The organism is Hymenobacter jeongseonensis (genome assembly GCF_015694725.1).
GTDB lineage: Bacteria > Bacteroidota > Bacteroidia > Cytophagales > Hymenobacteraceae > Hymenobacter > Hymenobacter jeongseonensis.
Genome location: NZ_JADQDQ010000005.1, coordinates 62,968 through 76,902 on the forward strand (window position 1 = coordinate 62,968; position 13,935 = coordinate 76,902).

General features: G+C 57.8%; 14 protein-coding genes. 9 read left to right on the forward strand and 5 right to left on the reverse strand.

Translation table 11 applies throughout. The annotated features are described in order from the left end of the window. Window positions 1-67 precede the first annotated feature (67 nt). Both yidC and I2I05_RS12070 read left to right on the forward strand, forming a co-directional pair. The gene (gene yidC, locus I2I05_RS12065) at window positions 68-1,858 is read left to right on the forward strand and encodes a membrane protein insertase YidC (protein WP_196282515.1); all 1,791 of its coding nucleotides are present in this window, start codon (window positions 68-70) and stop codon (window positions 1,856-1,858) included. 128 nt (window positions 1,859-1,986) lie between these two features. Further along, window positions 1,987-2,523, forward strand: coding sequence for a DUF6438 domain-containing protein (locus tag I2I05_RS12070; RefSeq protein WP_196282516.1), 537 nt, complete (start codon window positions 1,987-1,989; stop codon window positions 2,521-2,523). Between the two features lie 58 nt (window positions 2,524-2,581). On the opposite strand, the gene I2I05_RS12075 is transcribed toward I2I05_RS12070, so the two are convergent. After that, complete coding sequence (locus I2I05_RS12075) at window positions 2,582-3,376, reverse strand: alpha/beta hydrolase (RefSeq protein ID WP_230688302.1); 795 nt, start codon at window positions 3,374-3,376, stop codon at window positions 2,582-2,584. A gap of 112 nt (window positions 3,377-3,488) precedes the next feature. After that, complete coding sequence (locus tag I2I05_RS12080) at window positions 3,489-5,213, reverse strand: ABC transporter substrate-binding protein (protein WP_196282518.1); 1,725 nt, start codon at window positions 5,211-5,213, stop codon at window positions 3,489-3,491. A gap of 178 nt (window positions 5,214-5,391) precedes the next feature. Between I2I05_RS12080 and I2I05_RS12085 the strand changes: the two genes are divergently transcribed. From I2I05_RS12085 to lepB, 5 genes are all read left to right on the forward strand, one after another. Continuing rightward, window positions 5,392-6,198, forward strand: a complete 807-nt coding sequence (locus I2I05_RS12085; protein ID WP_070735693.1) for a ParA family protein — start codon at window positions 5,392-5,394, stop codon at window positions 6,196-6,198. A 204-nt stretch (window positions 6,199-6,402) separates the two neighbouring features. Further along, window positions 6,403-7,425, forward strand: a complete 1,023-nt coding sequence (locus I2I05_RS12090; RefSeq protein WP_230688303.1) for a ParB/RepB/Spo0J family partition protein — start codon at window positions 6,403-6,405, stop codon at window positions 7,423-7,425. An 83-nt stretch (window positions 7,426-7,508) separates the two neighbouring features. Further along, window positions 7,509-8,240: a DUF5683 domain-containing protein gene (locus I2I05_RS12095; protein WP_196282519.1), complete on the forward strand. Its 732-nt coding sequence runs from the start codon at window positions 7,509-7,511 to the stop codon at window positions 8,238-8,240. A gap of 108 nt (window positions 8,241-8,348) precedes the next feature. Further along, window positions 8,349-9,068, forward strand: coding sequence for a 4-hydroxy-tetrahydrodipicolinate reductase (dapB, locus tag I2I05_RS12100; protein WP_196282520.1), 720 nt, complete (start codon window positions 8,349-8,351; stop codon window positions 9,066-9,068). A gap of 94 nt (window positions 9,069-9,162) precedes the next feature. Then, a complete protein-coding gene (gene lepB / locus I2I05_RS12105) occupies window positions 9,163-10,311 on the forward strand; it encodes a signal peptidase I (protein WP_196282521.1) in 1,149 nt (382 codons plus the stop codon). Window positions 10,312-10,454: 143 nt separating this feature from the next. Here lepB and I2I05_RS12110 read toward each other — a convergent pair whose 3' ends face one another. Then, entirely contained in the window at window positions 10,455-11,117 is a 663-nt protein-coding gene (locus tag I2I05_RS12110; RefSeq protein WP_196282522.1) for a uracil-DNA glycosylase, read from the reverse strand. A 117-nt stretch (window positions 11,118-11,234) separates the two neighbouring features. On the opposite strand from I2I05_RS12110, the gene apaG reads away from it, so the two are divergent. Next, entirely contained in the window at window positions 11,235-11,621 is a 387-nt protein-coding gene (gene apaG / locus I2I05_RS12115; protein WP_196282523.1) for a Co2+/Mg2+ efflux protein ApaG, read from the forward strand. A gap of 95 nt (window positions 11,622-11,716) precedes the next feature. Next, window positions 11,717-12,496 carry an O-methyltransferase gene (locus I2I05_RS12120; protein ID WP_196282524.1) on the forward strand — a complete coding sequence of 260 codons (780 nt, stop codon included), beginning with the start codon at window positions 11,717-11,719 and terminating at the stop codon, window positions 12,494-12,496. Window positions 12,497-12,503: 7 nt separating this feature from the next. Here the strand turns inward: I2I05_RS12120 and I2I05_RS12125 are convergent, their stop codons facing one another. Both I2I05_RS12125 and kdsA read right to left on the reverse strand, forming a co-directional pair. Then, window positions 12,504-13,031: an STM3941 family protein gene (locus I2I05_RS12125; RefSeq protein WP_317192349.1), complete on the reverse strand. Its 528-nt coding sequence runs from the start codon at window positions 13,029-13,031 to the stop codon at window positions 12,504-12,506. Between the two features lie 68 nt (window positions 13,032-13,099). Next, window positions 13,100-13,924 carry a 3-deoxy-8-phosphooctulonate synthase gene (kdsA, locus tag I2I05_RS12130; RefSeq protein ID WP_196282526.1) on the reverse strand — a complete coding sequence of 275 codons (825 nt, stop codon included), beginning with the start codon at window positions 13,922-13,924 and terminating at the stop codon, window positions 13,100-13,102. Window positions 13,925-13,935: the final 11 nt, after the last annotated feature.

Consider the following 13,935-nt stretch of genomic DNA (forward strand, 5'->3'; position numbering starts at 1 on the left):
GCGAAGCCCCGCTTCGTGCTACTCCCTACACCGTACCTTTGCGTCTTAAAGCATCAGTAATTTTCTAATGGACAAAAATTCAGCAACCGGCCTTTTCCTTATTTCGGCCTTGCTTCTCGTGTACCTCTTCTTTTTCAGCCCGAAAAAGGAAGATGTGAAGGCCCCCGGTAAAACGCCACCGCCCACCGCTGCCACCGCGCCGGCAACTACTCCCGCTGCCGCGCCGGCCTTTGCCCCCGAGGCCGCGCTCGACACCACTGCTGCGGTGGCTAAGGACGTGGCCATTGCCAACGAAAACATCACCGTCACTTTTTCGACCCGTGGCGGCCGCGTGGCCGCCGTACGCCTGAAGAAATACAAGACTTTTGGTGGCCAGCCGCTCGACTTGTTCGATGCAAAAAGTGCCCGCATGGACACTCGTTTCCGCACTCTCGATGGCAAGACCATTAAGTTCTCAGATTTGGTGTTCCAGTCTGCCACATCGCAAGGCGCCAACGGCGCTTCGGTTATCACGTTCACGGCGCCCGTGGCCGGCGGCAGCGTGGTGCAAACCTACACCCTGCCTCAAGACAGCTACGAGTTGAGCTACAACCTGCGCCTGAACGGCCTGGAGCGCTCCGTGGCGCAGGAGCCGCTGGTGTTCACCTTCGTGGATAAAGTGCGCCAGACCGAGCAGGACTTGCAGCAAAACCGCAACCACACCACCATCAACCACTACCTGGCCACCGGCGACCAGGGCTCCTTGGCCGAAGCCAGTGAAAACCCGGAGGAGTTCAAAGCCAACGGGCCGGTGAAATGGGCTGCGCACAAGCACGACTTCTTCGTAGCCGGCCTCATCGCCGACCAGCAGCCCTTCGCCGGTGGTGCGTTCAACTCGACGGTGAACCTGGCGGATTCTTCGACCATCAAAACCTTGAGCACGACCCTCACCCTGCCGGTGAATGAAGTGGTGCAGGGCCGCGGCCAGTACCGCTTCTTCTTTGGGCCGAACTCTTTCAACTTGCTGAAGGAAGTAGCGCCGGAATTTGACCGCAACGTGTACCTGGGCTGGGGCTTATTCCGCTGGGTAAACCGCTTTGTGGTGCTGCCCGTGTTTCACTTCCTGGAGCAGTATATTACGTCCTACGGTCTGATTATCGCACTGTTGGTGTTGTTGATTAAGCTCGTCACCTGGCCCCTCACTTACAAAACCTACGAGAGCCAGGCCCGCATGAAAGTGCTGAAGCCGGAAATCGACGAGCTGAAAGCCAAGTACGGCGACGATGCAACCAAGGTGCAGCAGGAAACCATGAAGCTCTACCAGACCTTCGGCGTTTCGCCCCTGAGCGGCTGCGTGCCTACGTTGCTCACGCTGCCCATTTTGTTTGCCATGTTCCAGTTCTTCCCCAACGCCATTGAGCTGCGGCAGGAAAGCTTCCTGTGGGCCAAGGACTTGAGCAGCTACGACGTATTTCTGAAGCTGCCCTTCTACGTGAAATGGTACGGCGACCACGTGTCGATGTTCACGCTGCTGATGACTGCTTCTACCCTGCTCATGACCTGGCAGAGCAACCAGACCAACACGGCCATGCAGGGCCCGATGAAAACGTACAGCTACCTGATGCCCATTATCTTCCTGTTCGTGCTGAACAGTTTTGCGGCCGGCCTCACATGGTACTACTTCGTGTCGAACGTCATCACCTTCGGCCAGCAGGCCCTGACTAAGGCCTTTGTGGACGACACCAAAATCCGCGCGCAGCTCGACGCCAACAAAATCAAAAACAAGGACAAGAAGCCCAGCGGCATTCAGGGCCGCATTGCCGAAGCCATGAAAGCCGCGCAGGAGCGCGAGGCTCAGGCCAAGAAAAAGCAGTCCTAAGCTTCAACTCAGCCCGCCTGAGTGTACCGGCAGAACGAAACCTTAGCACGGTTTTCGTTCTGCCGGTTTTTTGTTGGTCTATTTGCGGGCCGTCCGTTTAGTAAGTTGACCTTTACCGCTTCCGTGCCATGCGCTATTACCCTGCTCTGCTCCTCTGGCTTGCCTTCGGCCTTTTGCTGCCCGCCTGTGCCCCAAAGGCCACTCAGCAAGGCACGGCCAACAATCTGAGTCCAAAGCCATCCGAAGCAGGCCGTCGGGATGAGTTCCAAGCAAGTCAGGAGGCCGGCCCGGTCCTCACGTTCGAGCGCACGCCTTGTTTCGGTACCTGCCCGGGCTACGTTATGCACGTGTATGCCGATGGCCGCGTGGCCTACGAAGGCCGCCGCGCCGTGCCCCTGATGGGCAAAAAGGAGCTGCGACTCCCCGCCGCCACCGTGGCGGAGATGCTGCGCAACGCCCAGGAAGCCAACTTTGACCAGTTCAAAGACCGGTATTCTGAAAACACCAGCGACTTGCCCAGCACCATCGTCGGCATTCGCCAGCCCAATGGCCAACTCAAAACGGTGGTAGTGGAAGAAGGCGCGCCCGAAACTGTGAACAGGTTCTTCACCTACCTCGGCCACCAGTTCGACCAGTTGGCCCAATTACACGGCGTAGACAGATAGGTCGAAGGCCAGCGCATTGGCCTTCCCGCACGCCAAAGCTGATTGCCCGCCGGCTCTCCTACTTAAGCTTGAAAACCGCCCGGAAGGCTTTCAGGGCGGCGGGATGATAAATGGTGGCGTGGGTTTCCTGCGGCATGGGCTCGTAGTGGCAGGTTATGGTGCGTGGCGTTTTACCTTCCAGAACTTTTGTGAGTTGGCGGGTGGCAGCAAGGTCGCCTTGGCTACTGGTGGCCAGATACACTTGCTTGGGTTGTCCGGCTTGGGCCCTAAGCAGGGCACTGGCATTGGCTACCAGCTGCCCGTTGTTCCACCACAGGCTGGGGTCAAAGGCCAGGTAGCTATCAAATAAAGTGGGTTCCACCAGCAGCGTTTCAACGACAAACAACCCAGCCAATGACTCGCCCACAATGGCGGTTTCGGCGGTGGTGCGGTAGCGGCGCTTCACCTCGGGCATCAACTCTTCGCGGATGAACTGCCGGTAGGCCGCCGAGCCGCCCACGCGGGGCGCTATTTTCTGGTCTTTCTCGTTGGTGGTCGGCCCCGTTAAATCGCGCCGCCGCTGGGTATTCTCAATGCCAACCAGCACAAACGGGCGCATAGTGCCGTTGCCCACCAACACCTGCACTAAGCCCGCAACATGCAAAAAATCCTCTTTCACGCCGCCATCCGGCATGTAGAGCACGGGCAGCCGTAACGTGGCCGAATCGGTGTAAGCTTGCGGCAGGTACACATTGACCCGGCGGTTCTCGCCCAACACTTTGGACTGTAGCGTGAACGTCTGGCCGATGACCAGCGGGTCCGATTTAGCCGCCGCCCCCAACGATTGTGCTTGCACCCCAAGAAGAGGACACAACGCAATTAAAAAGACAAGAGCGGCAGCTTGAAAAAAACGCATGTGATTAGGCTTAAACCGACAAGCAAATTGGCACCAAAACTTCAGCCTCCTTACACCGCAGATTTCGCCGCTACTGCTTATACACCCGCTCCAGTAGCAGCTGGTTCATGGGGTTGGGCGTGAGGCCGCGCACGTTATTCTGCGTCAGCCGCACCACTTCGTCGTAATAGAGACTGATTACCGGGCATTCTTCCACCACAATGCGGTCCATCGCTTGGTAGAGAGCCGTGCGTTTGGCTAGGTCCTGCGTGCGCCGGGCTTCGTCGTACAGCTTGTCGTAGGCCGCACTTTTGAAGTGGGTTTTGTCGGGGCCGGCGGGGCTGAAATTGGGGCTGTAGAATAGCGCCAGGTAGTTTTCCGCATCGGGGTAGTCGCCCAGCCAGCTTTTGGAGAAGAAGGCCACCTTGCCATTGTCTACCAAGTCCTGCTGCGCCGCCGATTGGTTGATATCAATCTGCACCTGCACGCCCACGTTGGCCCACTGCTTCTGCAAATACTCGCTGATTTCCTTGCGCTCCAGCACCGTGCTCAGGCGCAGGCGCAAGGGCCGCTGCGGGCCGTAGCCCGCCGCCCGCAGCAGCTGCCGGGCCTTCTGGGGCTGGAACGTGTAGCCGGGCACTTTCTCCTGCGAGAACGAAGGCAGCGCGGCCGGCACAAAGCCCGAGGTGCCCGCCTGCCCCACCCGGTTCAGGATGTAGGTGAGCATTTCCGGCTTGTTGAGGGCATAATTCAGGGCCTGGCGCACCCGCTTGTCGCGCAGCGCCCGGCCTTGGGCCGCCTGTTCGCCCGTGAGTCCAGTTGAGTCCAGCTGAAAACCTAAATACTCCGTGTTCAGATACGGCACTTTCTCCACCCGAAACTTGCCCTTGAAATCCTCCCGAATGGTGCCGTCCGGGTACATAATCAAGTCGCGCGAACCGGCCCGGATGCCGGATAGGAAATCCAATTTGCCCTGCTGAAAGGTTAAGAATTCGGTTTTACGGTCCGGCAAGAAGCTGATGGCCACGGCATCGAGGTAGGGCAGCGCCCGGCCTTTGGCATCGCGCCGCCAGTAGGTTGGGTTGCGGTGGTAGAGCAGCACATTGCCTTCGTCCCATAGTTTGAACTGAAACGGGCCCGTGCCCACGGGGTGCTCCCGGAAGTCTTTGCCATACTTCTCCACCGCCTCGCGCGGTACCACGTAGGCATACGGCATGGTGAGAATGCCCAGAAACGGTATAAATGGCTCCTTGAGGTGAATGCGCAGTGTGGAATCATTGGCCGCCACAAAACACGTGTCGCTAATGCTGCCATCCGGATTTTCCAGCACCTTGCCCCGGAATATCCAGCCGCCAGAGCTGGCCGTAGCCGGGTCCAGAATGCGCTTGAAGGAATAAACAAAGTCGCGAGCGGTTACGAGTCGGCTCACTTTCATCGACAGCAAGTCGTCTTTCGCGGGCTTGCCAAACACATTGGGGTCGTCATGAAACGACACACCACTCTGCAGCACAAAGGTGTAGGTGCGGCCATCGGACGAAATTGAGTACCGCCGGGCCAGCGCTGGAACCGGCTGCAGGGTCGAATCCAACTCCAGCAGCCCGTTGTAGAGCTGCGATACGGCCCAGCTATTGGCTTGGTTGCGAGCGAAGGCGGGGTCGAGCGAGGTGAGGGCTTCGGGCTGGTTGTAGCGAAACACGCGGCGCTCGTCGGCGGCCGGGCGCGCGGCATCCTGGCAACCGGCCAACGCCAGCAGGGCCACCAAGGGCCTCAGCGGTTTAGGCAGCAGGCCCGCCAAACGTGCCAAAAAAGGGGGCATGCGAACAGGGAAAGAATGTATCTTTGTGCAATGCTACGGCAAAAGTTATTAGTTCTTAGTTGTCAGTCATTCGCTGCTACTTGTTAGCCCTTGGGCGTTAAGCCGCTCAGAAACCAACAAAAACACCGAACTCCTACCAACTGGCAACCGATAACGACCAACTGACATTTAGAGACTCATGGGAAAAATCATCGCGGTAGCCAATCAAAAAGGCGGGGTGGGCAAAACCACTACTTCCATCAACCTAGCGGCGTCCCTGGCCGCCCTGGACTACCGGACCCTGCTCGTCGACGCCGACCCCCAGGCCAACGCCACTTCGGGCGTGGGCTACGACCCCAAGGACATCCAGAACAGCATCTACGAATGCATGGTGGACGGCATCAATGCCCAGGATATCATCTTGCCCACCAACATTCTGCCCCACCTCGACCTTATGCCCTCCCACATCGACCTGGTGGGCGCCGAGGTGGAAATGATAAATTTGCCCAACCGCGAAGAAAAAATGAAGGAGGCCCTGCGCCCCCTCGCCGAGCAGTACGACTTCATTATCATCGACTGCTCGCCCTCGCTCGGCCTCATAACGGTCAATGCCCTAACGGCGGCGCACTCGGTCATCATTCCGGTGCAGTGCGAGTATTTTGCCCTCGAAGGCTTGGGCAAGCTCCTGAACACCATCAAAATCATTCAGAGCCGCCTCAACACGGAACTCGAAATCGAAGGCATCCTGCTCACGATGTACGACGTGCGCCTGCGCCTCTCCAACCAAGTGGTGGAGGAAGTCCGCATGCACTTCCAGCAGTTGGCTTTCGATACCATCATCCCTCGCAACGTGAAGCTGAGCGAGTCGCCTAGCTTCGGCATTCCCGTCATCCTGCACGACGCCGAAAGCAAAGGCTCCATCAGCTACCTGAACCTGGCCCGCGAAATTGTAGAGAAAAACAGCGTGGAAGCCACGGAGGAAACCGCTGAGGACGAGCGGATTTAGGTTCGATTACCCAAAAACACCAGGAATATTTGGCCCTGACTGAGCAGCCTCGATTTACGTGGCGCTCGGTTGGGGCTTTTTGTTAAAAATGAAGTGTGGACCACGTTTCCTAGACACATTGCAGGAACTGCAAAGCGTTTTAATTGCCGAGGTAATTTTCCCGGCTTGCCCTTCGCCCAACAATCCGTAATTTTGAAGTTCCGTATGCGCCGCACTTTCGGCCAACAGGACCTTGCCGAGATGACTCCAGAGAAGAACGAAGAGAAATTGCAAGCTGCTTTGGCTGCGGCCGCTTCAGTAAAACGCAAAGGCGGCCTGGGTCGCGGCCTGAACGCCCTGATTGAGGGCAGTTACGACAAGAAAGGCGAGCGGCCCGGCTCCAGCGACCGGCTGGTGTCGCACCCTGTCAACTCCGTGGGCTTCATTTCGGTGGAGCACATCGAAGCCAATCCGTACCAGCCCCGCACCCACTTCGACCAGGAAGCCCTGCAGGAACTGGCCAACAGCATCAAAATCCAGGGCATTATTCAGCCCGTGACCCTGCGCCAGCTCGGCACCAACGCCTACCAGTTGATTTCGGGCGAGCGCCGCCTGCAAGCTTCTAAACTGGCGGGCCTGGAGACCATTCCGGCCTACATCCGCAAGGCCGATGACCAGCAAATGCTGGAAATGGCCTTAATTGAGAACATTCAGCGCGAAAACCTGAATGCCATCGAAATCGCCCTCAGCTACCAGCGCCTGCTGAGCGAATGCAACCTGCGCCAGGAAGAATTGGGCGACCGGGTGGGCAAAAATCGCTCGACGGTGACCAACTACCTGCGCCTGCTCAAACTGCCGCCCGATGTGCAGATTGGCCTGCGCGATGCCGAAATCAGCATGGGCCACGCCCGCGCCCTCATCGGCATCGAAGACCCCAAGGCCCAAGTGGAGCTCTTCCGTAAGATTGTGGCCGAGGAACTGTCCGTGCGCCGGGTTGAGGAATTGGTACGCGGCGGTTTCGGCCGTCCAGCCGCTTCCAACGGAACTCCAGACAATGGTGCCGCGGCTGCTCCTGCCCACCAGGCAGTGCCCGCCGCCGAGTTGCGGCGCACCGAGCGCCACCTCACCGACCGGTTTGGCTCGCGCGTGCAGGTACGGCCCGGTCCCAAAGGCAGCGGCGAAATCAAAATCGCCTTCGATTCGGTAGAGGACATGCAGCGCATTCTGCACATTCTGCACCCCTCGTAAAAGCATTGCAGCCAACACGCGCTTACCAAGCATCAGGATAATAACACGCTAAACCTCGAACGTTTCCCGTTAGCAGGTTTGCTATGAAAAAATCGATTCACCATTTCCGGGCTTTATTGTTTTTGGCTGGCGTTTTCCTTGCCGGTTCCAACGCACGGGCGCAGGTTTTTGCACCGCCCCCGCCCACGGTGATTCAAGCCGATACCGCCGAGCGCCGCGATGTGGTGGTTTCGGCCGAAGAAAAACGCAGCAAAGCCGCGGCCGACTCGGCCAAACGCACCGAACGCATGTTTCGGGCCTTTGGCTACGAAGGCATCCGGCTGACCCGGCCCGGCAAAGCGGCGCTGTTATCTGCCATCCTGCCCGGCGCGGGGCAGATTTACAACCGGCGCTGGTGGAAATTGCCGTTGGTATATGGGGCGCTGGGTGGGGTCATTTACGGCGAAGTTTTTTACCAAAGCCGATACCGGCAATTTGCCGATGCCAGCAACCTGCTGAAGGACGAAGCATCCAAACCTAACGGTCTTCGCCCCCGAGACCCGTCCCTACGCTACCCTGTTCGACTTGTGGACAACATTGCAGGCATTGATAACGGCGTGCAGTTATACCGTGGCAACCGTGACATTTTCCTACTGTATATCGGCATAGCTTATGGCTTGCAAGTGGTGGATGCGCTGGTGGACGCTCACCTCAAGGACTTTGACGTGAGCCCCGACTTGAGCCTGCACTGGCAGCCCACACTGCTGCCTGTTCCGGGCCGGCCGCTGGCCCTGCCTACCAATCCCGGCGTGACCTTTGCGCTGCGTGTGAAGTAAGCAATGGTGGTTAAATAGAGCCTTTTGAGGACCAGTTTTCACCCCATCACTCTCCCGATTTTGCCGCACCGGCGGCGAACAATCAACTCCTGACAAATTTTCTATTTCATGAAAATTCTACTCATTGGCTACGGTAAAATGGGCCAAACCATTGCCACGCTGGCAGCCGACCGCGGCCACGAAATCGCGGGCATTGTCGACTTGCACGCCACGCAGTTGAGCATTAGCGACTTCACGCCGGAGAAAGTGGACGTCGCCATCGAATTTACGCACCCCGACTCTGCGTTTGCGAACGTGACGGCTTGCCTGCGCCAGGGTATTCCCGTGGTGTGCGGCTCGACGGGCTGGCTACACCATTTTGAGGAAGCCAAGCAGTTAACCAACGAACTAGGCGGTAGCCTCTTCTATGCCTCCAACTACAGTGTAGGCGTCAACCTGTTCTTTCATTTCAATGAATATATGGCCGCCAAGATGCACCAGTTTGGCGGCTATGACGTGGCCGTTCGGGAAATCCACCACACCCAAAAAATCGACCAGCCCAGCGGCACGGCCCTCACCACGGCCGAAGCCATTATTCGTCATTTCCCCAGCAAAACCACTTGGCGCAACGAGCCCGCCGAAACACCCGGCGAGCTAGCCATCATCAGCGAGCGCGCTGGCGAGGCCGTGGGCACGCACATCGTTACGTATTCCTCGGCCGTGGACATTCTGGAGCTAAAGCATGAGGCTCACAGCCGCGAAGGATTTGCGGTGGGCGCCCTGCTCGCAGCCGAGTGGCTGCCCGGCCGGGTGGGCGTATTTGGAATGAAAGAGTTGCTGGATTTGTAACTTCCCCTACCTGCGCGGGCGGCGGCACGGCCTCCTGGCATTCTGCTGCGTTTCTTTACCTGAATTTCATTGCCAAGCCCAAGCTTGCTCCCCCATGTCTTTGCTCAAAACCGACCGCACCACCGCTCCGAAAGCGCCGAAAACAAAAACCCGCGAGTGGGCCGATTCGCTGATTTTTGCCATTGTGGCGGCTACGCTCATCCGTTGGGCCACATTTGAAGCCTATACCATTCCCTCACCCAGCATGGAAAACTCCCTGCTGGTGGGCGACTACCTGTTTGTGAGCAAGCTGCACTACGGCCCCATCACGCCCCAAACGCCGCTGCAAGTGCCCCTCACCCACCAAACGGTGTGGGGAACGGGCATTAAAAGCTTCTCCGAGCTCATTCAGCTGCCCACGTACCGGCTGCCGGGCTTCTCGGAAATCAAGCGCAACGACGTGGTGGTGTTCCACGTGCCCCACGAGTCGCAATACCCGGCCGACCTGCGCACCAACTACATCAAGCGTTGCGTGGCCGTGGCCGGCGATACGCTCGAAATTCGGGAAGGCCAGGTATATCTGAACGGGAAACCCGGCGTAACGCCTCCCGGTCTGGAAACGACCTATTTCATGCAGGTCGATAACCCCAACGACGAAGTGTTGGCCGACCTGCGCGCCCAAGGCGTGGTGGAGTACGAGCAGCCCGGGGGCAGCCCCCAGGCCGTGACTGCCCCCGACGGCAAAGTGGGCTACGCCATCAGCTGCACAGTGGCGGCGGCAAACTTCTTTCGCAAGCAGCCCTACGTGAAGAACATGACCGTAATTCAACCGCAGGTGGCCCTCTTCCCCGACGTAGCGGATTTCCGCAACTCCCCGGCCATGAGCGCTACCCCGCGCGGCTGGTCCCTGGACAGCTACGGCCCGCTGCCCATCCCCAAGAAGGGCCAGACCATTGCCCTCTCGCCCGGCAATGCAGCCATTTACTTCAAGATAATAGCCCGCTACGAGCACAACGAAGGGATTACCTGGAAGGACGGCATGATTTTCCAGAACGGCAAAATGCTTACCAGCTACACCCTAAAGCAGAATTACTATATGATGATGGGCGACAACCGCCACAACTCCGAGGACTCGCGCTTCTGGGGTTTTGTGCCAGAAGACCACGTCGTGGGCAAGGCCGTCCTCATCTGGCTATCGGTTGACCCCTTCGGTGATTTCTGGCACAAAATCCGGTGGAACCGCTTGTTCAATATCATTCATTAACTTTCCCGGCGCACGAAGAAACTGCACTTTCGCCGCGCATTCCGTCAATAGAAAAAGCCCCGGCTCTAGTTTGAGTCGGGGCTTTTTCTATTGGTTATGAACGGATTTTCGACCCGTTAGCGTAGCGCGGCGCGGCGGACGGTTTACCACATGATGGGCTCCAAGCCCTTGCTCTGCAGCCAAGCATTGGCCTTGCTAAAGGGCTTGCTGCCGAAAAACCCTTTGTCGGCCGCAAACGGCGAAGGATGCACCGATTTCAATATAAGATGCTTTTTCTCGTCTATCAGTTCTGATTTTTTACCTGCGTATGCTCCCCAGAGAATAAACACCACGTGTTCCTTCTGCTGCGAGACTTTGCGGATAACGGCATCGGTAAACTCCTCCCAGCCCTTCTTTTGGTGCGAGGCGGGCTCGCTGGCGCGCACGGTGAGGGTGGCGTTGAGTAGCAGCACGCCTTGCTCGGCCCAGCGGTCGAGGTTGCCGTTGGAGGCGGGCGGGGTGCCGGGAATATCGTCGCGCAACTCCTTGAAAATATTCTGGAGCGAGGGCGGCGTGCGCTGCCCGTCCTGCACCGAAAACGAAAGGCCGTGCGCCTGACTGCGGCCATGATAAGGGTCCTGGCCAAGTATCACCACCTTCACTTTCTCGAAGGGCGTGGCATCGAAAGCGTGGAATATCTGGGGGCCCGGCGGGTAAACGGTAGCCGTGGCGTACTCACCTTTCACAAAGGCGATTAAGCGTTGGAAATAAGGCTTTTCAAACTCATCGGCTATTACGGGCCGCCAGCTTTCGGCTATCTTTACCATTGAAGTTTTTTTTAAGAAAATAATGGGGCTTTTGCGGCGTTTCCCCGTAACTTTTGCGTAAAACCAATTTGGGCGGGCCACTGTTAAGCCCGCAGCTACTTATAAGCTCCGATACCTATGCCCACCACCACTACGCAGGGCGTCACCGTTTCGGTTACGACCAACTACCTGCCCGATTATTCCAGTCCTGGCCAGGAGCACTTCGTTTTTGCCTATAAGATTGACATTCGCAACAACAGCGAATTCACCGTGAAGCTATTGCGGCGCCACTGGCACATTCATGATGCCAACGGCGTGGTGCGCGAAGTAGAAGGCGAAGGCGTGGTAGGTCGCCAGCCGGTGCTGGAGCCCGGCGAAGCCCATCAGTACGTGAGCGGCTGCAACTTAAAATCGGGCGTGGGCAAGATGTGCGGCACCTACCTGATGGAACGCCTCGCCAACGGCCAAAAGTTTTCGGTGGAAATCCCCGAGTTCACGCTCATGGTGCCGTATCGCCTGAATTAACGTTGGGTTGTCAATTGGCCGTTGTCCGTTGTTAGTTTGCACCGTGGTTGTCGTACTGCCGACCTGCCAACGGCCCACTCGCAACCGACAACTTCTTGTTTCAACTCCTCGCTTACCTTCGTTTTTGGCTTCGTTCGGGCAACGCCCACGGCTTGCATTCCCCGTTTGTATTTGGCGTTTATACCTCCGTGGTGCGTCATACGGGCATTTTCGACGCCTACGCTCCCATCGAATCGCGGCGGCAGGAGTTGCTCAATAGCTCCACCAGCATCACGGTTACGGACTTTGGCGCGGGCTCGCATACCGGGGCCGGCCAGCAGCGCCGCATCGCCGACATTGCCCGCACGGCGGCTAAGCCCCCGCACCTTGCGCAACTGCTGTTTCGGCTGGCCAATTATTTCCGTCCGGCTACCATTTTGGAACTTGGCACCTCGCTGGGCCTTACCACCGCCTACTTGGCCGCGGCCGACTCGCGGAGCAAGGTCGTCACCCTAGAAGGATGCGCCAATGTGGCCAACGTAGCCCGCGAAACCTTCGCCGCGCTGCAACTGGAGAACATCCGCATTGTGGAAGGCAACATGGACAACACGCTGGCTCCTGCCCTGGCAGCCCTGGGCACGCCCGTCGATTTTGCTTTTTTCGATGGCAACCACCGCTACGAGCCTACGCTGAGCTACTTCGAGCACTGCCTAGCGTACCGGACCGATGAGTCGGTTTTTGTCTTCGATGACATCCATTGGTCGGAGGAAATGGAACGGGCCTGGGAGGTCATCAAAGCCCACCCCGACGTGACCGTAACGGTCGACCTGTTCCATATCGGGCTGGTGTTCTTTCGAAAGGGCCAGCCCAAGCAACACTTCTGGCTGCGCACCTGAGGCAAAATCAGAGGCTGGCGGCTGCCTTTTCCAGCAGGGCGGCCCTTTCGGGAGCTTGGGCGCCGCGCATGGCGTAGATAAAGGCTGCTAGGCGGTCGGCATCCACATCGACGTATGCCAGGGAGATGTTCAACTCCTGAAAACCCAGCTCTTTATTTAAGCTGGCTACCGTTTGCTGGAATTTGCCTTTCCTGCGGGATGGCTCAAAGGCCTCATCGACCACCAAGCAGATGATGTGCTGCTTGTGAATTTCGGCCAAGTAAACGTCTTGAATGATTTCCCAGTTGATAAACTCGTGGTGGGCCATGCGGTCGAATATCCCCACTTCGCTGACAATTATTTGGGGGCGGCGGTCCAGCAATTGGTAAATCCCCACCGGATATCCGAGGCCGAAAAACCCAATTCCCAACCAGGCAACTGCCTGTGGAACATCGGGCCGGCCCAACATGAAATAGCCAAGCGCAACAAAAACTGAGCACATCAGCATCAGTTTAATCGATTTCCAGGGAGATTTATAAAGCCTGAACTCGTTCATGAGCCGTTACTTTCTCTAGCGAAAAAAACAGTGAATGGGGATTTCTAAACAGCAGGAACTGGCAGCGGCTATTTCACTGCCTCCCGCACCCGCGTCAACTTCTCCAGCAGGGCTTCGAGTTGGTCGAGGGGCAGCATGTTGGCGCCGTCGGAAAGGGCGGTGGCGGGGGTTGGGTGGGTTTCGATGAACAAGCCGTCGGCGCCCACGGCAATGGCGGCTTTGGCAATGGTTTCGATGAGGGCAGGCTGGCCGCCAGTCACGCCGCTGCTTTGGTTGGGGCGCTGCAGGGAGTGCGTGACGTCCATCACCACGGGTACCTGGAACTCGCGCATGGCGGGCAGGTTACGGAAATCAACCACCAAATCGGAGTAGCCGAAGGAGTTGCCGCGCTCGGTGAGGATGACGTGCTCATTGCCCGACTGGCGAATCTTATCAACGGCCCATTTCATGGCCTCACCGCTCAAAAACTGGCCTTTTTTCACGTTTACCACCTTGCCCGTTTGGGCCGCGGCGATGAGCAAGTCGGTCTGGCGGCACAAGAAAGCCGGAATTTGCAGCACATCGACGTATTCAGCTGCCAGCGCTGCCTCGCTCGATTCGTGGATGTCCGTCACGGTCGGCACGCCGATTTCGCGCCCTACTTTTTGCAAAATGCGCAGCGCCGTTTCATCGCCAATGCCCGTGAACGAATCCAAGCGGGAGCGGTTGGCTTTGCGGTAAGACCCCTTGAAAATAAAGGGAATCTGCAGCTTATCCGTCATGTGCTTGATGCGCTCGGCAATGCGCAACGCCATGTCCTCGCCTTCGATGACGCAGGGGCCGGCCATGAGGAAAAACTGCCCGGAATCGGTGTGGCGGAAATGGGGAAGCGTATTGGCGAGGGCAGTGAGCATGATTGAAATAA

Bases quoted from the DNA above. Each gene is read 5' to 3' on its own strand.
- I2I05_RS12125 (WP_317192349.1), bottom strand. From the start codon at position 13,031: ATGAACGAGTTCAGGCTTTATAAATCTCCCTGGAAATCGATTAAACTG.
- apaG (WP_196282523.1), top strand. From the start codon at position 11,235: ATGCCCACCACCACTACGCAGGGCGTCACCGTTTCGGTTACGACCAAC.
- I2I05_RS12110 (WP_196282522.1), bottom strand. From the start codon at position 11,117: ATGGTAAAGATAGCCGAAAGCTGGCGGCCCGTAATAGCCGATGAGTTT.
- I2I05_RS12085 (WP_070735693.1), top strand. From the start codon at position 5,392: ATGGGAAAAATCATCGCGGTAGCCAATCAAAAAGGCGGGGTGGGCAAA.
- I2I05_RS12070 (WP_196282516.1), top strand. From the start codon at position 1,987: ATGCGCTATTACCCTGCTCTGCTCCTCTGGCTTGCCTTCGGCCTTTTG.
- I2I05_RS12080 (WP_196282518.1), bottom strand. From the start codon at position 5,213: ATGCCCCCTTTTTTGGCACGTTTGGCGGGCCTGCTGCCTAAACCGCTG.
- dapB (WP_196282520.1), top strand. From the start codon at position 8,349: ATGAAAATTCTACTCATTGGCTACGGTAAAATGGGCCAAACCATTGCC.
- I2I05_RS12090 (WP_230688303.1), top strand. From the start codon at position 6,403: ATGCGCCGCACTTTCGGCCAACAGGACCTTGCCGAGATGACTCCAGAG.
- I2I05_RS12095 (WP_196282519.1), top strand. From the start codon at position 7,509: ATGAAAAAATCGATTCACCATTTCCGGGCTTTATTGTTTTTGGCTGGC.
- kdsA (WP_196282526.1), bottom strand. From the start codon at position 13,924: ATGCTCACTGCCCTCGCCAATACGCTTCCCCATTTCCGCCACACCGAT.
- lepB (WP_196282521.1), top strand. From the start codon at position 9,163: ATGTCTTTGCTCAAAACCGACCGCACCACCGCTCCGAAAGCGCCGAAA.
- yidC (WP_196282515.1), top strand. From the start codon at position 68: ATGGACAAAAATTCAGCAACCGGCCTTTTCCTTATTTCGGCCTTGCTT.